A 21672-nucleotide genomic window follows, 5' to 3' on the forward strand; every position below is an offset into this window, starting at 1 on the left:
CGATAGTGGGGTGGATCTCAGGGGGCGAGAAGTTTGAGAGCCGTGTCCCCCGTGCGAGCTACACGGAGGTGTCCACCGCGCGGGGACGTTCCGGGCGAGCGAAATCCCTAGCGTTCCGGCCATGCGAATTCTGATGCAGATCGTCGTGGTGGTGGCGGTGTCGTGGGCGGCCGGCACCGGCGTGCAGGCTCTCGGCTGGAACTGGCCGCTCACCCTGGCCGGCGGTGTGCTGGCGGCCGTCCTGGCCCTGCTCGCCTACGGCTGGATCGTGCGCAGGACCGAGCAGCGCGAACCCGCCGAGGTGGACTGGAAGATCGCCCCCGGCGCGCTGGGCAGGGGAGTGCTGATCGGGTTCCTGATGTTCGTGCTGGTGATCGTGAACATCGCGTTCCTCGGCGGGTACGAGGTGCGCGGGTTCGGGTCGCTGACGGGGGCGCTCGCGCTCTTCGGGTTCATGGCGGCGGCCGCGGTGACGGAGGAACTGATGTTCCGCGGCCTGCTGTTCCGGCTCGTCGAACGACGCTTCGGCACGTGGATCTCGTTGACGCTCAGCGGAGTGCTGTTCGGGTTCGCGCACTTCTTCAACCCCAACGCGACGCTCTGGACGTCGCTGGCCATCGCCGTCGAGGCCGGGTTCATGCTCGCCGCCGCGTACGCCGCGACCCGCAACCTGTGGGTGCCGATCGGCATTCACTTCGCCTGGAACTTCGCGCAGGGCGGCATCTTCAGCACGAGCGTGTCCGGCCAGGACGCGCCGCAGGGGCTGCTGGACGGCGTCACGTCCGGTCCGGCGATCGTCAGCGGCGGCGCGTTCGGGCCCGAGGCCAGCATCTACTCCCTGGTGTTCGGCATCGCGGTGACCGTGGCGTTCCTGTGGCTGGCGAAGCGCCGGGGCAACCTCGTGCCCCGCCGCGGCGCCACCGCCCCGGCCGCTACCCTCGGCGCGTGATCAGCCTCCAGCGGTGGCGCGGCTTGGACGTCCGCGTCCAGGACGCGCCGATCGCGCTGGCGCTCGCGCTCGGGTCGCTGGTCCCCGCGTTGCACAGCAAGGGAACCCAGCTCGGGGAGCTGCCGACGCGGCCGTTCGACTGGCTGGCGATCGTCGTGATCGCGGTCGAGTGCCTGCCGCTGGTCTTCCGGCGCAAGTGGCCGCTGGTCTGCCTCGCTCTCGTGTCGGCGGCGTTCGTCGTGGACCAGGTGCGCGGCTATCACACGGTCGCGGGGACGGCGTTGCCGATCGCGTTGATCAGCGCCGGGCTGCACCTGGAACACGACCGGCGGGCCGCGGTGATCGCGGCCTCCGCCGCGTACCTGGGGTTGTCCGTGGTCCTCGACCTGAGCGGGTCGACGGAGGGCGTCGCCGGGTTCGTCACCTTCTACCTGGCGCTGGCCGCGGCCTGGGCGATCGGGGCGTGGCTGCGGCTCTCGCGCAGTGCCGAGGCCGAACGGCGGCAGCACGTCGCGGCGGCCACCCGCGTCGCCGAACGGACGTTGATCGCCCGCGAGCTGCACGACGTGGTGACCCATCACGTGACGGCGATGGTCGTGCAGGCCGAGGCGGCGCGGTACCTGTCGGCGGCACCCGACAAGCTGGACCAGACGCTGCAGGCGATCACCGACACCGGCCGGCGGTCGCTCACCGACCTGCGGCACCTGCTCGACCTGCTGAACCCCGACCACAGCCCGGAACGCGTCGGCGACCTGCGCACGCTGGTCGAGCAGACCCGCCTCGCCGGGCAGCCCGTCGAGTTCGCCGAGGAGGGCGAGGCGACCGGTGACGCGGGCAGCGCCGAGGCCGTGGCGTACCGGGTGGTGCAGGAGGCGTTGACGAACGCGTTGAAGTACGCGCACGGCAACCAGACGAACGTGTACGTGCGGTACGGCGAAAGGGACATCACGGTGGAGGTCGGCACGGCGGGCGACGCGTCGTCCAGTCCGGTCGGGGGCAGCGGGCGAGGGCTGGCCGGGCTGCGCGAGCGCGTGGACGTGCTCGGCGGCGAGTTCTCGGCGGGCCGCAGCGGCGGCGAGTTCGTGGTGAAGGCCCGCATCCCGGCGGGGAACCCCGCGTGACCGCACCGGTGCGCGTGCTCGTCTGCGACGACCAGGCGCTGATCCGCACGGGGTTCGCGACGATCATCGACGCGCAGCCCGACCTGGAGGTCGTGGGGGAGTGCGGGGACGGCCGGGCGGCGGTCGACCTCGCCGGACGGCTGCGGCCCGACGTCGTCGTGATGGACGTGCGGATGCCGGTGCTCGACGGCATCGGGGCGACCCGGTTGCTGGCGGGCGCCGGCGTGCCCGATCCGGTGAAGGTCCTGGTGGTCACGACGTTCAACCTGGACGAGTACGTCTACGAGGCGTTGCGGGCCGGGGCGAGCGGGTTCCTGCTGAAGGACGCGCCGCCCGCCCAGTTGCTGCAGGGCATCCGGACGGTCGCGAGCGGTGCGGCGCTGCTGGCGCCGGAGGTGACGCGGCAGCTCGTCGGACGGTTCGCGGCGCGCATCCGGCCCGCCGAGGAGGTCGCGGAGACCTCGCTCGCGCCACGGGAGCTGGAGGTGCTGCGGCTGATCGCGGAGGGACTGTCGAACAGCGAGATCGCGGCGGCGCTGGTGATCAGCCAGGAGACCGTGAAGACCTACGTGTCGCGCATCCTGACCAAGCTCGACCTGCGGGATCGGGTGCAGGCGGTCGTCTACGCGTACCGGCGCGGTCTGGTCAGCTGATCTTATCGCGTGATTACGAGACGTGACGCGACCGTCACGAAGCGGTAAGAACCATGGGCATGAGAACCCCTGCGATCGTGTCGACCGTGCTCGTTGCCGGTGCGCTGCTCACGCCCGTTGCCGAAGCTGACCGCCCGGTGTGGTTCACGTCGTGGGCGCAGTCGCAGCAGCACCTCGCGCCCGTGACGTTGCACGACCAGTCGATGCGGATGATCACGCACCTGAGCCAGGGCGGCAGCGCGGTCCGGATCCGGGTGCAGAACACGTTCGGGAAACAACCGCTGACGATCGACCGCACGACCGTGGCGGTGAGCACCGGTGGGGCGGCGGTCGACGGGACGCGCGAGGTGACGTTCGACGGGCGCCGGTCGGTGACGATCCCCGCCGGGGGCGAGATGTGGAGCGACCGGACGAACCTGGCCACGACACCCGGCGCCGACCTCGCGGTGAGCATGCACGTCGCCGGTGACGTCGTGCCGGGGCGGCACGAGTCGGCGTTCCGGGACAACTACCTGTCCCCGGCGGGGTCGGGGGACAGGACCACCGACGCGGGGGCCGCGTTCACCGAGAAGGTCCAGTCGACGTACGTGGTCAGCGCGGTCGACGTGGTGAACCCCCGGCTGCGCGGGACGGTCGTGCCGTTCGGCAGCTCGGTGGTCGACGGCATCGGCAGCACGAACTGCGGTCCGGGGTGCACCGAGCTCGGGACCAACAAGCGCTGGACCGACGTGCTGGCCCGCCGGATCGTGGCCTCTGGTGGCCCTCAGTTCGCGGTCGCCAACGCCGGGATCAGCGGCACGACCAGCGCGGTGTGCCCGCGCACCCCGGCGGCCTTCGTCGGGCTGGACGCGATGACACGGCTGGAACGCGACGTGCTCGCGTTGCACGGCGTCACGGATGTCATCTACTACTACGGCACGAATGACGTTGCGAACGGCTGCACGGCCGATGAGATCGTCACCAGCTACCGCGCGGTGTTCCAGCGGCTGCGCAACGCCGGGATCTCCGTGCACGTCACGCCCATCACGCCGCGTCCCGGGTACAGCGACCAGAACAACATCGACCGCCACGCCGTGAACGACTTCGTGAAGCGGGGCGGCGACTGCTCGGACACCTGCGCCACCGTGCAGGACTTCGACCAGGTGCTGGAGGACCCGATCAGGCCGAACGCCGTCAACCCGCGCTACGACACGGGCGACGGCGTTCACGCGAACATCGTGGGGCAGCAGGCGATCGCGGACTACATCGCGCTGGAGACCCTCGCCTAACGGCTGCCTTTGACGCTGTAGGCCGTGATCCCGGCGAGGAACAGGAGCGCGGCCGTCCACGTCGTCGCGGCGTCGTCCGGGGACCCGAGCGGCCAGGTGACGATCCTGGACGTGAGGGACTCGCCCGGCGGCATGATCGCCGCCACCGCCCACCACAGCACCGGCGCGGTGGCGGCGAGCCTGGCCCCGGCGACCGCCGCCGCCAGCCCGGCCAGACCGATCATGCCCGCCGTGTCGCGCACGACGAACGCGGCGCTGAACGGCTCGTAGCCCAGTTCCTGCACCAGGAGCACCGCCGCGGTGGCCGTGATCGTGGCGAGCAGGAGGTGGGCGAGTCGCCAGAGCGGCCACGGGACGGCGGTGGACCGGTCGAGCTCCGGGTCCTGGCCCGCGAGGCCGACCGTGGTCACCAGGACGGCGGCCAGGCTGGTCAGCGACGCGCTCAGCGGTGTCCACGGGGAGCGCAGCGCGGACCAGGCGATCAGCACCACCACCGGCAGGACGACCAGAGCGGACGGGACGTTGCGGGACTTGGCGTAGAGCGCGAGCGGCCTCATCGGCCCGCCTTCAGCACGTCCAGCGTCCGCTCGGAGTCCTCGCACCTGAGCAGCATCTGCCGGACTTCGGTGATCCGGTTCAGCTGCTCGTTCGCGGGTTGCGCGCGGAACTGTTGCCACGCCTGGTCCATGTCCGCGCGGAGCCGGTCGTTGTTCCACATGAGTGGTTCGGAGGCGAGCCGCGCGAGCTCTCCGTTGAAGTAGCCGGCGGTGATGTAGCGGACTGTGCCCTCGTAGGTGTTGAAGGAGTACGGTTCGGCGCACGGGGCGACGCCCGCGCCGGCGAGCAGTTCCAGGCGGATCTCGTCCGATGTCATCGTCAGTGCACGCGGGTAGCCCGTCGTCTTCAGGTAGACGGTCCGCGGACTGCGTTGCGTGGCCACGAGATGCGCCATCGCCGACGTGTCCTCGTGGACCTCCTTCGGCGCGTCGGGCAGCACGGCGAGCTTGGCCAGTGCCGCCTTGCCCGCCTCGGCGACCTTGGGCAGGTCGTCGGCGTGCACCTGGCCGACGCAGACCGTGCTGTCGCACACCAGCTTGCTCGCGATGGAATCCGACACGAGCACGTCCGAGTACTTGGCCGGCATGATCGACAACGCCAGGGCGAGCGTCAGTCCCGCGGGCACGAGCGCGGCGAGCCGGCCGACGTGCGTGCGGGCGACGAACAGCAGGAACGCCGTCACGCCGAGGCCGGTGAACCACGCGAGCTGGCCCAGGTCGACCGACGTCGAGGTGGTCACGAGGTCGGAGCCCGGCGGGTCCATGACCGGCGTGAGCAGGGCGAGGGGGGAGATCTCGTCGCCGGGGGAGCGCGCCTCGACCGCGCGGCCGCCCGTCGTCGCGAGCATGAACGTCGCGACCAGCGCCACCGGGACCGTCAGCGGGTGCGGCAGCAACCTGCCGATGGCGAGGCCCAGCAGAGTGCTCGACGTGAGTGCCAGGACGACGGTCAGCGCGAGTGGGACGAACCCGATCGACACGAAACCGCCGCCCAGCGCGACCTTCACGACCAGTCCCGCGCACAGCAGGGCCGCCGCCACCGCGACCACGCCCGCCACCGAGCCCGCGAGGGTGCCGAGCCTCTTCCAGCTCGGGCGGGACGTGCTGGCGAACAGTTCGGTGACGCCCGCCCGGCTGTCGCGCATCCCCTGCAGCGTGGCCAATCCGACGACCAGCGCCCATACGTACGCGATCGGGAGGCGGAGCTGGAGCACGGCCGACGTCGAGTTCCCTGGCCACAGCGCGCTCGGCGACGTGACGAGCCAGAGCATTCCCACACTCGACACCAGGACCACCAGTCCGGCCCAGAGCGCGGTCGAGCGCCGCAGTTCGATGCGCAGTCCGGTCACCAGGCACCCCCGGCGTTCGCGCTGATCAGCGCCGAGTAGCCGCGTTCGATCGGGCTGTCGCCGACGTGGGCGTCCGTGCCGGCGTTCGTGAGGTCCTGCGGGGTTCCCCGGAACACCAGCTCGCCCTCGTTGACGAGCACGACGTCCGTGCAGGCCGCCGCGACGTCCTCCACCAGGTGGGTGGAGATCAGCACGCACGACCGTTGGCCGAGTTCGGTCATCAGTTCGCGGAACCTGAGTCGTTGCGCGGGATCGAGGCCGACGGTGGGTTCGTCGAGGAGCAGGATCTCGGGGTCGTTGACGATGGCCTGCGCGATGCCGACCCGCCGGATCATGCCGCCGGACAACGACTTCATGCGGTCGTCGGCGCGGTCGGTCAGGCCCACCCGGTCGAGTGCACTGTGGACGGCTGCGGGGATCTGCCTGGCGGGCATCTCCTTGAGCCACGCCAGGTACTCGACGAACTCCCGCACCTTGAACCGCTTGTAGTAGCCGAAGTGCTGGGGCAGGTACCCGAGCTTGCGGCGCACCGCCTTGAACCCGTTCGGTTTCTCGCCCAGCAGCTGGAGCGTTCCGCTGGTCGGCGCCTGCACGGTGGCGAGCGTGCGGATCAACGTCGTCTTGCCCGCGCCGTTCGGGCCGAGCAGCCCGTGCACGCCTCGGCCGAGGCTCAGGCTGAGCCCGTTGACCGCGTTGCGCTTTCCCCTGCGCACCACCAGGGTGTCGGCTTCGATCGCCCGCATCCTGTTCTCCCTCAAGTCATTTCCGCTTCACCCGGCTAGACGGCGTTGGCGCCCTTCGGGTTCTCGGAATGCTGTGACGTGGCTCACCACGTGCCGGAGAGGCCGAGCACGGCGCTGTAGCCGCGTTCGATCGGGCTGTCGCCGGGGTGCCGGTCGGTGCCTTGGGCCTGGAGCTGGTCGGGGGTGCCCTGGAAGACGAGTTTGCCTTGGGAGAGCAGCACCACGTCGGTGCAGGCGGCGGCGACGTCCTCGACCAGGTGCGTGGAGACGACCACGCACGCGTCGGTGCCGAGTTCGGTGAGCAACTCGCGGAACTTCAGTCGCTGAGCGGGATCGAGGCCCGCGGTGGGTTCGTCGAGGAGCAGGATCTCCGGGTCGTTGACGATGGCCTGCGCGATGCCGACCCGCCGGATCATGCCGCCGGACAGCGTCTTCATCCTGTCGTCGGCGCGGTCAGCGAGCCCGACCCGGTCGATCGCGCGCTGGGTCGCCGCGGGGATGTCGCGCATCTCCTTGAGCCACGCCACGTACGCGACGAACTCCCGGACCGTGAACCGCTTGTAGTGCCCGAACTCCTGCGGCAGGTACCCGATCCGCTTCCTGAGCTCTCTGAGCTCCATGCCCCCCAACAGGTTGAGGGTGCCCTTGGTGTTGAGGACCGTCGCGAGCGCGCGGATGAGCGTCGTCTTGCCCGCGCCGTTGGGGCCCAGCAGCCCGTGCACGCCGCGCCCCATTCTCAGCGTGACGCCGTCGACTGCCGTCTTCCGGCCGGCTTTGACCTCGAGGTTCTCTGCCTCGATCTCCCAGGCGTACGTGGTGGGCGCGGTCATCGGTCGGCCTCCAGGCGCGTGAACGTCATCCTTCTCGCCACGATCACCGCGCCGCTCACGGCGATCACGACCGCCCACACCGGCGCGGCGTGCGCGTCGAACGCCGTGGACGTGGTCGTGAACGCGATCGTCGGCGCCACGATCACCACCGCCCACGCCGCGACGAGCGCCACGGCGGCCCGCGTGACGCCGATGAGCGTGCCGAGAGCGAGCGTGCCGAGCGTGAACGCCAGACACGGCAACAACCACCGGACGAAACCGACGTCCGTGATGAGACTGGCTCCTGCCAGGCCGGGGATCACCACGGCGAGCACCGCCGCCGTCCTCCGGAACACCAACGGCAACCCGGCCCTAGGAGTGGCGGCGGTCAGCTCGAAGGCGGGATCCAGCGCGCGACTCCACGACGCGGCCACCCCCAGGACCGGCAGCACAGGTGCGATCAACAGCACCAGCGACACCCGGTCACCCACCGCGACCCCGACCCGGTCCAACGCCACCGCCGCAGCCGTGACCAGCAGAATCATCGCGAGCCAGGGCCCGGCCGCCGGCGACACCCACCCGTGCGGCCGCCGCCGTTGCCGGGGCATCTGAGGCGTCCGCTCGAGCAACGGCGCCATCTCGGCCCACACCGCCTCGGCGATCGGCTCGGGAGCCAACCGGCCACGGCAAGGCCCACACGACTCCATATGCGACTCGACGGCCCACAGTTGGTCAGCGGGAATGTCCTCGTCCCCGCGCGCATACCGGCGCAACAACAGCTCGGTCGGATGGTCAACGGTCATGCCAGCGCCTCCCTCATCGCGATCCGAGCGCGCCGCGCCCGCGTCTTGACGGTCCCCTCCGGCACCCCGAGCAACACCGACGTCTCCCGCACCGACAACCCGTCCAGCACCATCGCCTGCAACACCTGCCGCAACTCGGGCGCAAGCCGCCGCAACGCGTCCCCCACCTCGTCCCCGACCACCCCGTCCAACACGGCCTCCTCGGCACCCGGCACCGAATGCTCCGCGGCCGCCGCCGCAGGCGGTGACGCATGGTGCGCCCGCCTGCGGAACGCGTCGATCAACCTGCGCGCCGCGATCGTCCACAACCACCCGACCGCACTACCCCCGGCCGCCGCCCCGGCGAAGGCATCAGCGGCCCGCCACACCGCCAGGTAGGTCTCCTGCAACACCTCGGCGACGACCTGCTCGTCCGAACACCGCCTGCGCAGCCGCACCGTCAGCCACGGCGACGTCCGGCGGTACAGCTCCTCGAACGCACGGCGATCACCCCGTGCCACGCGGCGCACGAGTTGTTCCTCGTCGAGGTCGGCCGGCTCACCCCGGATGGCTCTCACACTCCGCAAGACGTCGAGATCGCGGTCGAGGTTCTCGCGCCGGTGTGGCCTGCGCCACCCCAAGTCTCGCTATTGCTTCAGTGCAGACCGAGAAGAAGCTCGCCGGAGTGATTCCGGGGGTGGGCGACCGGCGCTTTCAAGCTGACCAGGAAGGTCGCGGCCTCAGGCACGAACCGGCAGCTCGAGCGCGAACCCGCAGCCAGGATGCCGACCCGAGGCCTGCCGGCTCACCCACCCTCCGGCTGGCCAGTCCTGCCTGTCGCCGCCACACCTGCCGGCCCCGCCAGCCGCCAACCCGCCGACTCGCGCACCAGCCCACTGCCTGCGCCACCTGCGGCCCACGCGCACCCAATCCATGCCTGGCGCTACTCCGCCGCCGTCGGCAGCCCCACCGCCAGCGTCAACTCCAACACCCGCCGCGGCGCCGCCAAATCCGGGAACAGGTCGCGGAGCTGCTGCATCCGGTACCGCACCGTCTGCGGGTGCACGAACAACGTCGCCGCCACCTCCTCCCGCCGCCCGTGGTGCAACAGCCACGCCCGCAACGTCTCCTCCAGCTTCCGCGCGGTAGCGGCGGGCAGCTCGAGCAACGGCGCGAGCGCGCGCGCCCGCAGGTCCGCGTACGCGTCGGGGTCGGCACTCAGCACCAGAGACGCGAGGTGCTCCTCGGTGTCGCGGATGTCCGAAGACAACGAGCGCGCGCGTACGGCCCGTGCGTAGGAGGCCGACGCACGCATCCAAGGACGTGCGGGGCCGACCACCGCCGCACGGCCGATGACCTGCCGCAAGAGGTGTGCGCGGTCGGCGTCGGGCACGAGCAGCACGCCCAGGGAGTCCGGCAGGTCGTCGAGCACCAGGGTGCCGGGGTCGAGCAGGCGGTAGGCGGGCCGTGCCTGGAACGCGGGCAGCAGCACGACGGTCAGTGTGGACGGTGGTTGCCACACGGCTCGTGCGGCGGCGGCCTGCAACACCTCGGCGCTGGCGCCGGCCAGCAGGTCGCGGGCGAGTTGTTCGAGGTGGCGTTCGTGGGCCAGGCCTCGTGCGGCGAGTTCGTCGGCGTGGCCGGCGGCGCTCGCGGCCGACAGCTCGTCGATGTAGGCGAAGGTCAGTTCGGCGAACTTCGCCACCTCGGCGGCGGGCAGGCCTGCGGGGACGGCCCCGGCGGCCAGGCCTCGCCAGGCCACGCGGGCCCCCACGCGGTAGGCGCTCAGGAGGGCGTCCATCGAGCGGCCGTCGCGCACCTCGCCGCGGCCGAGCTCGTAGGCGGCGTCCGATGCGTCGCCGCCTCCGCCTGTGCCGCCGGCCAGGTCCAAGTAGTGTCCTAGCGCGGTGCGAACGGCACGGCGGATGGTGCCACCCATGCGTCCGGAAAGTGCGTTGGCGTAGCTCGGCACCTCGGCGATGATGGCGCGGACCACCTCGTCGGCGGTCGTCTTGAGCACCGCCCGCAGCGCGGTCACGGTCTTCTCGTCGAGGGCGAGTTCGGTGGCTCGCCGCATTGCGTGCGTCACGATTTGTTCCCTGCGAACAATCCGGGCTTGCAGATTCACGTCCTACGGACAGGACTTTACGCCCTGAGGCGCATCAAGCTGGAGTCATGACGAGTGCCGCCCTCCGCAGCAGGGCGTGGAAACTGCTTGAGCTGGTCACGACGCCACTGCTGCCGTCCGACTACCTCGACCTGGTCAGCCCCCTCCGAGCGGGCGCTGACCTGCGCGGTCGCATCGAAGCGGTGCACCGCGAGACAGCCGATGCCGCGACCATCGTGATCCGGCCCGGCAAGGGCTGGCGCGGTCACGTCGCGGGTCAGTACATCCGCATCGGGATCGACGTCGACGGCGTGCGCCTGTGGCGTGCGTACTCGGTGACGTCGCCGACGCACCGGGCCGACGGCCGCATCACCATCACGGTGAAGGCGATCCCGGACGGCAAGGTCAGCAGCCACCTGGTCCGCAACGCGAAGCCCGGCACGATCATCCAGCTCGACCAGGCGACCGGCGAGTTCGTGCTGCCCAAGGCCAAGCCCGCGAAGGTGCTGTACCTGACGGCCGGCAGCGGCATCACGCCCGCCATGGGCATGCTGCGCGACGCGAAGCTCACCGACGTCGTGATGGTGCACTCCGCGCCGCGCAAGGAAGACGTGATCTTCCGCAACGACCTGCACGACCTGGTCGCGGACAAGTCGCTGACGCTGGTCGAGCTGCACACCGACACCGACGGCATGCTCGACGTCGCCGAACTGCACCGCCTGGTTCCCGACTGGGCCGAGCGCGAGACGTGGGCGTGCGGTCCGACCGGCCTGCTCGACGCCGCCGAGGCGCACTGGGCCGAGCACGGCATCGCCGAGAAGCTCCACACCGAACGCTTCCGCCCGACCGTCGTGGTCGCGGGCGAGGGCGGCGAGGTCACGTTCGGCAAGACCGGCAAGACGGTCGACGCGGACGGCGCCACGCCGTTGCTGAACGTCGGCGAGGAAGCGGGCGTGCTGATGCCGTCCGGATGCCGCATGGGCATCTGCTTCGGCTGCGTCACGCCGCTGAAGTCCGGCGCGGTGCGAGACCTGCGCACCGGCGAGATCACCCAGGCCGAGGACAGCCCCACCGCCCACGTGCTCGTCCAGACCTGCGTGTCCGCCGCGGCGGGCCCCTGCGAACTCGAACGCTGACCCACCACACACTTCCTCCCCCCGCGAAGTGGCCCATCCCCAGCCACTGTCCCCGGAAAGCGAGTTTCATGACCGCCATCGACCCCACCGCGCACCTCACCGCAGAGCAGATCGAGGAGCTCGGCCGCGAGCTCGACGCGATCCGCGACGAGATCATCGCGAGCCGTGGTGAGAAGGACGCCGCCTACATCCGCAAGGTCATCTCGGCGCAGCGCAAGCTGGAGCTGACCAGCCGGGGCATCCTGCTGTTCTCGTTCTTCCCACCGGCCTGGATCATCGGCACCGCCGGTCTGTCCGTCGCGAAGATCATGGACAACATGGAGATCGGGCACAACATCCTGCACGGCCAGTGGGACTGGATGCGCGACCCGAAGATCCACTCCACCACCTGGGAGTGGGACCACGTCTCGCCCGCCGACCAGTGGAAGCACTCGCACAACGAGCTCCACCACACGTACACCAACGTGATCGGCAAGGACAACGACCTCGGCTACGGCATCATGCGCGTGGACGAGGACCAGAAGTGGCACCCGATCCACCTCGGCCAGCCCGTCTGGAACTTCATCAACGCCTGCTTCTTCGAGTACGGCATCGCCGCCTACGACCTCGAGCTGGGCAAGAACCTCCACAAGCGCCGCCGCAAGAACCCGGAGTTCCGCGCCCGCGCCAAGGCCGTCGGCCGCAAGATCCGCAAGCAGGTCCTCAAGGACTACGTGATCCACCCGCTGCTGTCCGGCCCGTCGTTCCTCACGACCCTGGCGGCGACCTTCACCGCGAACCTGATCCGCAACCTCTGGTCCCACTCGGTCATCATGTGCGGCCACTTCCCCGAGGGCGTGCAGGTCTTCGAGCGCCGCTCCATCAAGGGCGAGACGCGCGGCCAGTGGTACCTGCGCCAGATGATGGGCTCGGCGAACATCAGCGGCAGCAAGGCCATGCACTTCATGACCGGCAACCTGTCGCACCAGATCGAGCACCACCTGTTCCCGGACCTGCCGAGCAACCGCTACGCCGAGGTCGCGGTGAAGGTGAAGGCCCTGTTCGAGAAGTACGAGCTGGAGTACGTGACCGGTCCGCTGCCGAAGCAGGTGTTCTCGGCGTGGCGCAAGGTGTTCCGCCTGTCGCTGCCGAACAAGAAGCCGAAGGTCAAGACCCCGAACCGGGACAAGGAACTGGTCGCTGCCTGACCGAGGCGAGGGGTAGGGGCGCGCGCTCAACGGCAGTCGTCATCGTGAGGTGACCACAACGCAAGCCAGGCGCGCGCTCTCAACCGGACAGCCGTCAACGCAACCCAGCCACCTACGAGGCCTGGCACGCGAAGCCGAAGGCGAGCCCGAACGGGCTGATGCACGGCTGGGAGCCGGTTACGCCGCTCAAGGCGATTGGGGCTTTACCTTGAGGGGGCGGGATGCCACCCTCTCGGATCGGCCGGGCGCTTTTCAGCCCAGCTTTTCCGGACGACCAGCATCCCGCCAGAGGCTCAAGGTCAAGCCCCAATCGCAACTCCCAGGGTCTTTCGTCACGACCCGCGCAACCAACCCTCGCAACCGCAGCCCAACCCCGGGAACGCGACCAACCCCGCTGGAACGCGACCACGCGCCGTCAACCGCCAACCAAGATCCGCATTGGTTTAGATCTTTCGGCCGTACCGGCGACCCGGCCGAACCCGGTGAGATCCGTACAGAGGGCCCGAAACACGAAGTACCCCTGCTGCTCGCCCGGGCCCTCCAACGGAGGAACCAATGCGAAGGGTCTACCTCGTCGCGGCCACCCTGCTGACCGCCGCGACGATCCACACACCCGCCTCACCGGCAATCGCAGCCCCTGCCGCGATCACCGAGACGGTCTACGTCGAGTCCGCAATAGACAGTGACGCCGACGGCAGGCTGGACAGGATCGCCGCGGACGTCATGCGGCCGGACACCACCGAACGCGTCCCGATCGTCATGGAGGCCAGCCCCTACTACGGTCTGGGTGCGGCGAAGGCGTCGAGCGCGAACGTCCCCAGAGGCTTCGGCCGCTGGTACGACGAGTACTTCGTCCCCCGCGGCTACGCGGTGGTGGAGATGGAGATGCAAGGCACCTCCCGCTCCACCGGCTGCCCGACCACGGGCGGCCCGGAGGACACCGCGAGCGTCAGGGCGGTCGTCGACTGGCTGAACGGACGGGCGAAGGCGTTCTACGCCGACGGCCGGGAGGCGAAGGCCACCTGGAGCACCGGCAACGTCGGCATGCTCGGCGTCTCCTACAACGGCACGCTGCCGAACGCGGCCGCCGCGGCGAACATCCCCGGTGTCAAGACGATCGTGCCGATCGCCGCGATCTCCAGCTGGTACGAGTACGCGCGGGACCAGGGCATCGGCTACAAGGGCTGGGAGTCGAACTACCCGACGTTCCTCGCCAACTACGTGGTCAGCTCGGCCCAGAAGGCCAAGTGCAAGCCTGTCTTCGACAAGCTGACGGCCGACGACGGCGACGAGTCGTGGGACTACACGCAGTTCTGGAAGGCGCGCGACTACCGGCCTGGTGCGCAGAACACGACCGCTTCGGTGTTCGTGGTGCACGGGCAGGCGGACTGGAACGTCAAGCCGTCGCAGTTCGGCCGGTGGTGGAAGGAGCTGCAGGACCGGAACGTGCCGCGCAAGATCTGGCTGCACCGCGGCGGGCACCTCGACCCCATCTCGTTCCGGCAGGCCGAGTGGCAGCGCGTCATGGGGCTGTGGATGGACCACTGGCTCAAGGGCGCGGACAACGGGATCATGAACGAGCCGATGGCCGACGTGCAGAAGCCCGACGGCAGCTGGGAGCAGGCCGCGAGCTGGCCCCGGCCGAACACGCAGGACACCACGCTGTACTTCGGCCCTGCGGCGAACGGCATGTCCGGCTCGCTCACGACGTCCCCGGTCACGGGCGGCACGCAACGCCTGGGGGACAACGCGAACCTCAGCGAGTCGCTCATGATGGCCAACCCGGAGACGGCCGACTCGCGCCGCCTCGCCTACGTGACGGCACCGCTCACCAAGGACGCGCGCCTGTCCGGTGAGGTCCGGATCACCGCGCGGGTCGCGTCCAACCGGGCGTCGACGCCGCTCACGGCGTTGCTGGTGGACTACGGCCCGACGAGCCAGGCGGTGCTCAGCGAGCGCAGCCCGTTGCAGCTGTCCACCGAGACGTGCGCGAAGAACGACCTCCGCGACCGCACCGGCTGCGCCAAGCCGCCGGAGGTCTCGATCCAGGCCGTGTCGGCGACGATGCTGACCAAGGGCGCCATCGACACCAAGAACAGGTTGTCGCTGGAGTCCTCGACCCCGTTGCCCACCAACGGGACCACCGCGGACGTCACCTGGAAGCTGCACGCCAGGGACGCGTTGATCCCGGCCGGGCACCGGATCGGCATCGTGCTCGTCACCAACCACAGCGGGTACATCGCGACCGACACCGGGGCGAGCGGCATCGCGCTGAACGTCTCGCTGGGCGTCAGCAAGGTGGTGCTGCCGATCGTCGGGGGCGCGATCTGATCGACCAAGGGCCCCGTGCGCCGGAAACGCCGGTGCGCGGGGCCTGATCCGGCTACCGTCGGCCAGGTGCGCCGGGCCGACGTTCCCAGTCCGACCCAGTGGCGTGACGTTGCCACCGCCGGCAGACGCGGCCACGCCGGGAATCGCGCTCGCGCAAGGGATCGGCAAGCTCGGGCACTGGTTCAACAGCGAGGTCTGCGGCGGCCCGACGGGCCTGTCGTGGGCGCTCGCCATCCACGAGTGGGACCAGGACGCGTGCAAGGCGGTGATCGGCGCGGACGGGCTCCCGCGGTGCTGGGTACGTTCCACCCGGCGTTCCTGGTGGAGCTGGATGCCGTCGCGCTGACCGCAACGTCGGCACGACGGCACCCAGGGCGGGAGGACCTCAGCTCAGCTTCGGAGCCGAGTTGTACGCCTCGACGAGCAGCTTCGGCCGGTTGACGTCGCGCTGCGGGTCGACCGTGACGGTGCGGCTTTCCCCTGGCAGCAACCAGAAGTAGTTGTCGCTGTACAGGGTCGGCAGCACGCGGTCGGTGCCGTTGCGCTCGCGCAGCGACAGCCGGACCATCGCCGCCACCGTCTTGCCGGTGTTGCGGACCACCGCGGTGTAGCCGTCCTTCGTGGCGCTCAACGTCGTCGTGAGCTGCGTGTACGCCAGCTGGTTGAGCGCGTGCATCGACTCCGGCGTGCGGTAGCGCCAGTAGGTGTTCTCGGAGATCTGCTTGCCCTGCGCGTCGGTCATCGTCAGCCGCAGCAGGTGGAACGCCGGCAGCGCGTCGGTGAACGGCACGGTGAACAGGTTCGTCGCCGTGGTCGCGTTGACGTCGAGCTTCTGCTCCTGGGCCTGGCCGATCGCCTTGCCGTCGAGGCCGAACAGCTGCGCGCGAACCGTCACGCCGACGAGGTGTGACGCCGTGTGGTTGACGGCGGTGACCTGCCAGGTGGTCAGGTTCGCCTGGACGTGCCGCTGCTCGCAGCCCTTGCGGGAGCCGTAGAAGCTGCCGTTGACGTCCATGTCGTAGTCGTAGGTCTGCCAGACGGTCGAGTGCCATGCCGGGTGCGACATCCAGAGCAGCACGCCGGTCGCGTCGTTCCACAGCCGGGCGTTCCAGGCCTCGAAGATGGCGCGCATGTTCTCGTAGTTGACGAACTGCGCCTTGCGGCAGAACTCGTCCAGGCTGCTCGACGGCGCGAGGCGCGCGTCGATCGCCGCCTTGTAGCCGTTGGGCTGCTGGTTGCTGTTCTCCGACCAGTCGTGGTGGTACCAGGCCTCGCCGATCGGCCAGCCCGCGTTGCCCTGGCCGACGAGGTTGCGCATGCTCTCGGCGGTCGAGACGGTCGGCAGGCCGATCTCGCTCCAGAACCCGAACTTCCCGCCGGTGGCCTCGCCAGTGCCGTACGTGCGCGGGTCGACCCAGCGGTAGGTGCCGTCGCCGGTGATCACGCCGCTGGCCGAGTTCGGCTGGTACATGAGGTCGGTGTTGGTGTGGACGATCTCCCGCAGGACCTTGTCCACGGCGGAGGGCGGGCTGCCCTCGTTGCAGCCGAACCACACGACGCAGCAGGCGTGCGAACGGTAGCGCAGCACGGTGTCCTTGGCCTGCGCGAAGAACTGGTCGTGGTTGGCCGGGTCGGAGGACCAGCCGAGCCAGAACTCGTTCCACAGCAGGATGCCGTACTTGTCGCACGCGTCGAACAGCTCGTCGCGGTAGGACGAGCCGACCCAGTTGCGGATGACGGTGAAGTTCATGTCCTTGTGCAGCGCCACGGCCGCGTCGGCGCGGGAGGCGGGCATGCGGCGCAGCAGCTCGTCCCAGCCCCAGCTGCCGCCGCGCGCGAAGATCTTCACGCCGTTGACGAGGATGATCAGCGGCTTGGGCGAGTTGTCCTTCTCCGCCACGTCGGTCCAGGCGTCGCCGTCCTGCGACACCTGGATCTTGTAGGTGGCCGCGTACGCCGTCTCCCAGCGCAGCACCACGCGGTCGAACGAGGTCACCGCGCCGAGGTCGACCTGCACCCACTCGTTGTCGTTGTAGTTCGACGTCCAGCGGGACTTCGGGTCGCCGTCGGTCACGGCGCCGGGGGAGGTCCAGTCGGCGTCGGACGACGCGGTGGCCGTCTTGCCGCGCGCCAGGTCGGTGTCCGGGGTCTTGCTGTCCGCCACGGACATCGTGAAGATCGAGAAACCCCAGCTGGTGGCACGCCGCCCGCCCTGCATGCGGACGTAACGCGCCTGCTGGTACGGGAACTCGACGGTCTGCTCGGCCGCGCCGTCGACGATCGTGATCGGCAGGTCGTACTGGTAGGTGACCTGGCGGATGCCGAACTTGCGCTTCTTGCGGTCGCTCACGGCGTTGCCGATGGAGGCCGTCAGCGTCAGGTCGTGCAGCGTCGGGTCGCCGTACCCGTTGGGCCACCACAGCTTCGGGTTCTTGATCCGCAGCTGCGAGTGGGTCGACGGCGCGAACACGACGTCCTGCGTCGAGTTCGCCGGCACGGTGACGGTGCTGCTCACCTTGACGCCGTCGAACTCCGCGGTGACGGTGACGTTCTTCGCGGCGGCCTCGACGTTGCGGACCGGCACGGTGAACGTGACCTCGGCGGTCGTCTTGTCCGGCAGCACGGTGTCGATGCGCGGGTCGCCGAGGACCACTGCGCCGGTCGAGCGCAGCCGCACGTGGTTCCAGATGCCCGACGCGCGGTCGCGGACGGCGGGCATCCAGTCCCAGCCCGACACCGCGAGGTAGGTGGGGGAGTTCTTGAACATCGTGCTGTTCGCGCCGACCCAGGCCTCACCGCGTGGGCCCTTGTCGCCGGGGCTGCCGGGGAACGGCATCGGCGTGATCTTCACGGCGAGGTTCTGGTCGCCCGAGCGGCGCAGCGTGGACGTCACGTCGAGCGCGGCCCGCCCGAACGGGTTGCTGACCGCGCCGATCCTGGCTCCGTTGAGCCAGATCTCGGCCTCGTGGTTGATGCCGTCGAACTCCAGCCACACGTGCCGGCCCGCACCCGTGTCGAGCCCGCGCGGCAGCCCGAACGACCGCCGGTACCACCACGTGTGCCGCGACAGGGCCTCGGGGATCTTGAGGTTGTTCATGCCGTACACCGGGTCCGGCAGGTGGCCCTGCTCGACCAGCGACGCGAGCACCGTGCCCGGCACCGTCGCCGGGACCCAGCCGCGGGTGTCGACGTTCTGGCCCGAGAGCGCGGCGCCGTCCTTGCCGGGCGCGAAGTCCTGCATCGTCAGCACCCAGCCGGACTCGAGCGGCACCGACCCGTCCGCCGCCACGGTCAACGCGGGGTTCGGGTGGTCCTGCACCGGCCAGTTGGTCCAGCCCTTGACTGCGGGCCGGTTGTCGCGGCTGGTGCCGTAGACCTGCAACCCGTTGAGCCCCAACGGGTTCGTCGTCGATCTGCGAGTCGCGGAGAACCGCACCCAGCGCGCCTTCACGACCGGCGTGAACGGGATCGTGATCGCGCCACCGGCACCGGACTCCGAGTGGTAGGCCGTCCGCCACACCTTGCCGTCGTCGGAGACGTCGAGGTCGAACGCCACCGCGTAGCTCGACAGGATCTCGGTGCCGATGGTCTCGGCGCGCGAGGCGTTGGCGTCGAAGGGGCCGTCACCGGGCTTGGCCTCGAACGTCAGCACCACCGAGCTGATCTCGCAGCGGCCCTGCAGGTCGACGATCATCCACTGGCCGTCGCCCGGCGCGGCCCGCCACCCGGAGCCCTGCACGCCGACCTGCGCGAGGCCGTCCACGGCGAACTCGGCGGGCGTCGCCGCGTAGTCCGTCGAGGACACCGACACGGGACGGAACAACGCGAGGTCGATCGTCTTCGGTTGCGCCGCGGCCTGCTGGGGCGCGGCCGACGCGGTCGCGGGCAGCAGGGTGCTCAACCCGAACCCGGCGAGCAGCCCGCCACCCATGGTCAACGCCTGCCGCCGCGAGACGCCGCTGCCGAAGTCCTGCGCCATTGCGTGCTCCGATCCCTGTCCTGACAACGTTGCCAGGAAGCTTCGATTGCGTTAGCTCCCTGGTCAACAAGACAAACGAGACAGGAATTCGCGGCGCCGACATCGATGTCATGCGGCTGGATCGGTCCTGGGGCGTTGTGCTGCGAGAACGGTACTGCGCGGCGCCGGTACCGGTCTCGCGGCACGAAAAGACCGGTACAAGAGGTGGACCGGTTTCCGGCGGATCCTTAGGTCCACTTCGGTGACCGAGACCGGATCACTGACGGATCGCCGCCGTCACCGTGATGTCGACCCACCGTCCGATCAGGAACGACGGCGCGCGGATGCCGAGCGCCCTGCGGTCCAGCCGGGCGGTGGCGGTCAGCACCAGGTCGTCCACCACGACCACCCCGGTGAGCTCGGCCGCCGTGCCACGGCAGGTCAGCGTGCCGGTCACCTCCCAGCCGTCGTCCATGACCCGTGCGGACGTCGCCACGAACCTCATCGTCGGGTGCCGGTCGAGGTCCAGCAGGCCGCGCCGGCGCAGGTCCAGGTCGCGTTTCGGGATGCCGGTGGAGATGCCGGACAGGTCGAGCGTGCCGCGCACGCCCACCAGCGCACCGTCGGGGCCGATCTCCACCGAACCCGCGGTGACCGGGACCGTGCCGTGCGTCCTGCGGCCGAGGTTGCCCACCGTGAACGTCGCGGTGGTGCGCGCGAGGTCGGCCTGCCAGCGGCCGGGGGCGAGGGCGTGGACGGCGGTCATGACGTCGCCCCGTGCTCGAAGACCTCGTGGACCGGGTAGATCTCGACGCGGTCGGCGCCCGGCAGCAGGTCCGGGTTCTCGCCGGGCAGCAGCGAGGTGCCCATGATCGCGTCGCGGATGTCGTGTAGCGCCTGTTCGGTCTCGGCGATCGTCAGGATCACCTCGGCGCCGTCGGCCTGGCGCAGCACGTAGGTCCGGATGGTGCCGGGCACCGCGCCGACCGCGGGCTTGATGCGCTCGGTGGCCGCGAAGTCCTCGGCGGCCAGCTGCTCGGGGCTGCGCGGTCCGTCGAAGTAGGTGAGTTGCGCGTACATGGTCGCCTCCTTGAAGTGGTGGCTTCCGAGTCTCGTCACCTCGCGCCGCGGGCGGATCCGTGCCAGCACGGAAGTCAGGCGCCGGGGGTCACCAGGCCCGTCTCGTAGGCGAGGACGACGGCCTGTGCGCGGTCCCGCAGGCCGAGCTTCGCGAAGACGCGGGCGACGTGCGTCTTCACCGTCGCCTCGCTCAACGTCAGCAGCGCGGCGATCTCGCCGTTGGACCGGCCGCCGCCGACCAGCGTGAGCACCTCGCGTTCGCGGGGCGTCAGGGCGGTCAGGTCCTGGTGCACGACCGGGGCCGCGCCGGAGGCGAAGCGTTCCACGAGCCGGCGGGTGATCGACGGCGCGAGCAGGGCGTCGCCCGTCTCGATCAGCCGCACGGCCGCGACCAGGTGTTCCGGCGTCACGTCCTTCAGCAGGAACCCGCTGGCGCCGGCGGCCAGCGCGTCGTACACGTACCGGTCCAGGTCGAACGTCGTCAGCATCAGCACCCGGCAGGTGTCCGAGGAGCGGACGATCCGCCTGGTCGCCTCCAGGCCGTCCATGGTCGGCATGCGGATGTCCATCAGCACGACGTCCGGCCGCACATCGCGCACGACCGCCACCGCCTCGGCGCCGTCCGCCGCCTCGCCGACGACTTCGACGCCACCGGACTTGAGGATCATCCGGAACCCGACGCGCACGAACGCCTGGTCGTCCGCGATCACCACGCGCGGGCCGCTCACGGGCGCTCGATCGGGATCTTGGCGCGGACCCGGAACCCGCCACCGAGACGGCGGCGCGCGTCCAGGTCGCCGCCGAGCACCGCGACGCGTTCGCGCAACCCCAGCAACCCGCGCCCGTGTCCGTCCTCAGTGGACACCGGGGTGCCGGTCAGCGCGCTGGGGCCCGAGTTCAGCACCTCGATCCGCAATGCGTGGTCGGCGTAGCGGACGGTCACCTCTGCCTGCCTCCCGTCGCCGTGCTTCAACGCGTTGGTCAGCGCCTCCTGCACGATCCGGTACGCCGTCAGGTCGACGCCGGACGGCAACGGCCGCGGCTCGCCCGACACCCGCACCTCCACCGGCAGCCCGGCGAAGCACATCTTGTCCACCAGCGATCCCAGCCGGCTCAGACCCGGTTGCGGCGCCAGCAGGTCGTCGCTGTCACCGGACGGCGCGAGCAGGCCGAGCATGTGCCGCAGCTCGGTCATCGTGTCGCGGCCCGCGCTCTCCACGGCCAGCAACGCGTCGGTCGCCTCCTCGCCGTCGGACAGCACCCGCCGCGCGGCTCCGGCCTGCACCACCATCACGCTCACGTTGTGGCTCACGACGTCGTGCAGCTCGCGCGCGATCCGCGCCCGTTCGGCGTCGACGGCGGCGCGGGCGGCGGACTCCCGTTCCCGCTCCAGCAACCAGCCGCGTTCCTCCACCGCACGGGTGTAAGCGCGCCGGGCCGCCACCAGCCGTGCCGCCAGGAAACCCGCGGTCAGGCAGGCGACCGCGGCCACCACCAGCTCCCACACCCCGTCACTGTGACAGAGCCGGGACGGCCCGCGCATCACACCCCGGATGCAGTCCCTACATCCCCGGGATGACCCCGAACGCCGAGTTACCACCGCAGACTGACGCGTCCGGCCGCGCGGCTGAGAAGTATTGCC

At 70.3% G+C, this 21672-nt stretch carries 20 protein-coding genes; 8 read left to right on the forward strand and 12 right to left on the reverse strand.

What is annotated here, in order from left to right:
- Positions 1–121 precede the first annotated feature (121 nt).
- The 4 genes from ACFWNN_RS40490 to ACFWNN_RS40505 are packed head-to-tail and all read left to right on the forward strand — an operon-like array spanning position 122 to position 3991.
- Positions 122–949: a CPBP family intramembrane glutamic endopeptidase gene (locus ACFWNN_RS40490; RefSeq protein ID WP_382445276.1), complete on the forward strand. Its 828-nt coding sequence runs from the start codon at positions 122–124 to the stop codon at positions 947–949.
- Positions 946–2070, forward strand: coding sequence for a sensor histidine kinase (locus tag ACFWNN_RS40495; protein ID WP_382445277.1), 1125 nt, complete (start codon positions 946–948; stop codon positions 2068–2070). Before ACFWNN_RS40490 ends, ACFWNN_RS40495 begins: the two co-directional genes overlap by 4 nt.
- Complete coding sequence (locus ACFWNN_RS40500; protein WP_382445278.1) at positions 2067–2723, forward strand: response regulator; 657 nt, start codon at positions 2067–2069, stop codon at positions 2721–2723. The genes ACFWNN_RS40495 and ACFWNN_RS40500 overlap by 4 nt, the downstream gene beginning before the upstream one ends.
- Positions 2724–2782: 59 nt before the next feature.
- On the forward strand, positions 2783–3991 hold the full coding sequence (locus ACFWNN_RS40505; protein ID WP_382445279.1) for a GDSL-type esterase/lipase family protein: 1209 nt from the start codon (positions 2783–2785) through the stop codon (positions 3989–3991).
- On the opposite strand, the gene ACFWNN_RS40510 is transcribed toward ACFWNN_RS40505, so the two are convergent.
- The 7 genes from ACFWNN_RS40510 to ACFWNN_RS40540 all read right to left on the reverse strand — a co-directional run bounded on the left by ACFWNN_RS40510 (position 3988) and on the right by ACFWNN_RS40540 (position 10320).
- The gene (locus ACFWNN_RS40510; protein WP_382445280.1) at positions 3988–4548 is read right to left on the reverse strand and encodes a hypothetical protein; all 561 of its coding nucleotides are present in this window, start codon (positions 4546–4548) and stop codon (positions 3988–3990) included. The two genes, ACFWNN_RS40505 and ACFWNN_RS40510, sit on opposite strands and share 4 nt — an antisense overlap.
- Entirely contained in the window at positions 4545–5897 is a 1353-nt protein-coding gene (locus tag ACFWNN_RS40515; protein WP_382445281.1) for a hypothetical protein, read from the reverse strand. Before ACFWNN_RS40515 ends, ACFWNN_RS40510 begins: the two co-directional genes overlap by 4 nt.
- Entirely contained in the window at positions 5894–6640 is a 747-nt protein-coding gene (locus ACFWNN_RS40520) for an ABC transporter ATP-binding protein (protein WP_382445282.1), read from the reverse strand. Before ACFWNN_RS40520 ends, ACFWNN_RS40515 begins: the two co-directional genes overlap by 4 nt.
- A gap of 83 nt (positions 6641–6723) precedes the next feature.
- Positions 6724–7470, reverse strand: a complete 747-nt coding sequence (locus ACFWNN_RS40525; protein WP_382445283.1) for an ABC transporter ATP-binding protein — start codon at positions 7468–7470, stop codon at positions 6724–6726.
- The gene (locus tag ACFWNN_RS40530) at positions 7467–8252 is read right to left on the reverse strand and encodes a zf-HC2 domain-containing protein (protein ID WP_382445284.1); all 786 of its coding nucleotides are present in this window, start codon (positions 8250–8252) and stop codon (positions 7467–7469) included. The genes ACFWNN_RS40525 and ACFWNN_RS40530 overlap by 4 nt, the downstream gene beginning before the upstream one ends.
- Positions 8249–8800 carry an RNA polymerase sigma factor gene (locus ACFWNN_RS40535; protein WP_382445305.1) on the reverse strand — a complete coding sequence of 184 codons (552 nt, stop codon included), beginning with the start codon at positions 8798–8800 and terminating at the stop codon, positions 8249–8251. The genes ACFWNN_RS40530 and ACFWNN_RS40535 overlap by 4 nt, the downstream gene beginning before the upstream one ends.
- A 374-nt stretch (positions 8801–9174) precedes the next feature.
- Entirely contained in the window at positions 9175–10320 is a 1146-nt protein-coding gene (locus ACFWNN_RS40540) for a helix-turn-helix domain-containing protein (RefSeq protein ID WP_382445285.1), read from the reverse strand.
- 86 nt (positions 10321–10406) lie between these two features.
- On the opposite strand from ACFWNN_RS40540, the gene ACFWNN_RS40545 reads away from it, so the two are divergent.
- From ACFWNN_RS40545 to ACFWNN_RS40560, 4 genes are all read left to right on the forward strand, one after another.
- Complete coding sequence (locus tag ACFWNN_RS40545; RefSeq protein WP_382445286.1) at positions 10407–11474, forward strand: ferredoxin reductase; 1068 nt, start codon at positions 10407–10409, stop codon at positions 11472–11474.
- Positions 11475–11542: 68 nt separating this feature from the next.
- The gene (locus ACFWNN_RS40550) at positions 11543–12661 is read left to right on the forward strand and encodes a fatty acid desaturase family protein (RefSeq protein ID WP_382445287.1); all 1119 of its coding nucleotides are present in this window, start codon (positions 11543–11545) and stop codon (positions 12659–12661) included.
- Positions 12662–13216: 555 nt separating this feature from the next.
- The gene (locus ACFWNN_RS40555) at positions 13217–14992 is read left to right on the forward strand and encodes a CocE/NonD family hydrolase (RefSeq protein ID WP_382445288.1); all 1776 of its coding nucleotides are present in this window, start codon (positions 13217–13219) and stop codon (positions 14990–14992) included.
- Between the two features lie 103 nt (positions 14993–15095).
- Complete coding sequence (locus ACFWNN_RS40560) at positions 15096–15338, forward strand: prolipoprotein diacylglyceryl transferase family protein (protein ID WP_382445289.1); 243 nt, start codon at positions 15096–15098, stop codon at positions 15336–15338.
- A gap of 39 nt (positions 15339–15377) precedes the next feature.
- Here the strand turns inward: ACFWNN_RS40560 and ACFWNN_RS40565 are convergent, their stop codons facing one another.
- From ACFWNN_RS40565 to ACFWNN_RS40585, 5 genes are all read right to left on the reverse strand, one after another.
- Positions 15378–18971 (reverse strand): discoidin domain-containing protein, encoded by a 3594-nt coding sequence (locus ACFWNN_RS40565; protein ID WP_382445290.1) that lies wholly within the window; start codon positions 18969–18971, stop codon positions 15378–15380.
- 256 nt (positions 18972–19227) lie between these two features.
- Positions 19228–19716, reverse strand: a complete 489-nt coding sequence (locus ACFWNN_RS40570; RefSeq protein ID WP_382445291.1) for a YceI family protein — start codon at positions 19714–19716, stop codon at positions 19228–19230.
- Positions 19713–20030: a hypothetical protein gene (locus ACFWNN_RS40575; protein ID WP_382445292.1), complete on the reverse strand. Its 318-nt coding sequence runs from the start codon at positions 20028–20030 to the stop codon at positions 19713–19715. Before ACFWNN_RS40575 ends, ACFWNN_RS40570 begins: the two co-directional genes overlap by 4 nt.
- Before the next feature lie 74 nt (positions 20031–20104).
- Positions 20105–20758: a response regulator gene (locus ACFWNN_RS40580; protein WP_382445293.1), complete on the reverse strand. Its 654-nt coding sequence runs from the start codon at positions 20756–20758 to the stop codon at positions 20105–20107.
- Positions 20755–21537, reverse strand: coding sequence for a sensor histidine kinase (locus tag ACFWNN_RS40585; RefSeq protein ID WP_382445294.1), 783 nt, complete (start codon positions 21535–21537; stop codon positions 20755–20757). The genes ACFWNN_RS40580 and ACFWNN_RS40585 overlap by 4 nt, the downstream gene beginning before the upstream one ends.
- Positions 21538–21672: the final 135 nt, after the last annotated feature.

This window comes from Lentzea sp. NPDC058450, assembly GCF_042721395.1.
In the GTDB taxonomy this organism is placed as follows: domain Bacteria; phylum Actinomycetota; class Actinomycetes; order Mycobacteriales; family Pseudonocardiaceae; genus Lentzea.

Bases quoted from the DNA above. Each gene is read 5' to 3' on its own strand.
- ACFWNN_RS40490 (WP_382445276.1), top strand. From the start codon at position 122: ATGCGAATTCTGATGCAGATCGTCGTGGTGGTGGCGGTGTCGTGGGCG.
- ACFWNN_RS40555 (WP_382445288.1), top strand. From the start codon at position 13,217: ATGCGAAGGGTCTACCTCGTCGCGGCCACCCTGCTGACCGCCGCGACG.
- ACFWNN_RS40545 (WP_382445286.1), top strand. From the start codon at position 10,407: ATGACGAGTGCCGCCCTCCGCAGCAGGGCGTGGAAACTGCTTGAGCTG.
- ACFWNN_RS40510 (WP_382445280.1), bottom strand. From the start codon at position 4,548: ATGAGGCCGCTCGCGCTCTACGCCAAGTCCCGCAACGTCCCGTCCGCT.
- ACFWNN_RS40570 (WP_382445291.1), bottom strand. From the start codon at position 19,716: ATGACCGCCGTCCACGCCCTCGCCCCCGGCCGCTGGCAGGCCGACCTC.
- ACFWNN_RS40575 (WP_382445292.1), bottom strand. From the start codon at position 20,030: ATGTACGCGCAACTCACCTACTTCGACGGACCGCGCAGCCCCGAGCAG.
- ACFWNN_RS40550 (WP_382445287.1), top strand. From the start codon at position 11,543: ATGACCGCCATCGACCCCACCGCGCACCTCACCGCAGAGCAGATCGAG.
- ACFWNN_RS40530 (WP_382445284.1), bottom strand. From the start codon at position 8,252: ATGACCGTTGACCATCCGACCGAGCTGTTGTTGCGCCGGTATGCGCGC.
- ACFWNN_RS40525 (WP_382445283.1), bottom strand. From the start codon at position 7,470: ATGACCGCGCCCACCACGTACGCCTGGGAGATCGAGGCAGAGAACCTC.
- ACFWNN_RS40565 (WP_382445290.1), bottom strand. From the start codon at position 18,971: ATGGCGCAGGACTTCGGCAGCGGCGTCTCGCGGCGGCAGGCGTTGACC.
- ACFWNN_RS40520 (WP_382445282.1), bottom strand. From the start codon at position 6,640: ATGCGGGCGATCGAAGCCGACACCCTGGTGGTGCGCAGGGGAAAGCGC.
- ACFWNN_RS40505 (WP_382445279.1), top strand. From the start codon at position 2,783: ATGAGAACCCCTGCGATCGTGTCGACCGTGCTCGTTGCCGGTGCGCTG.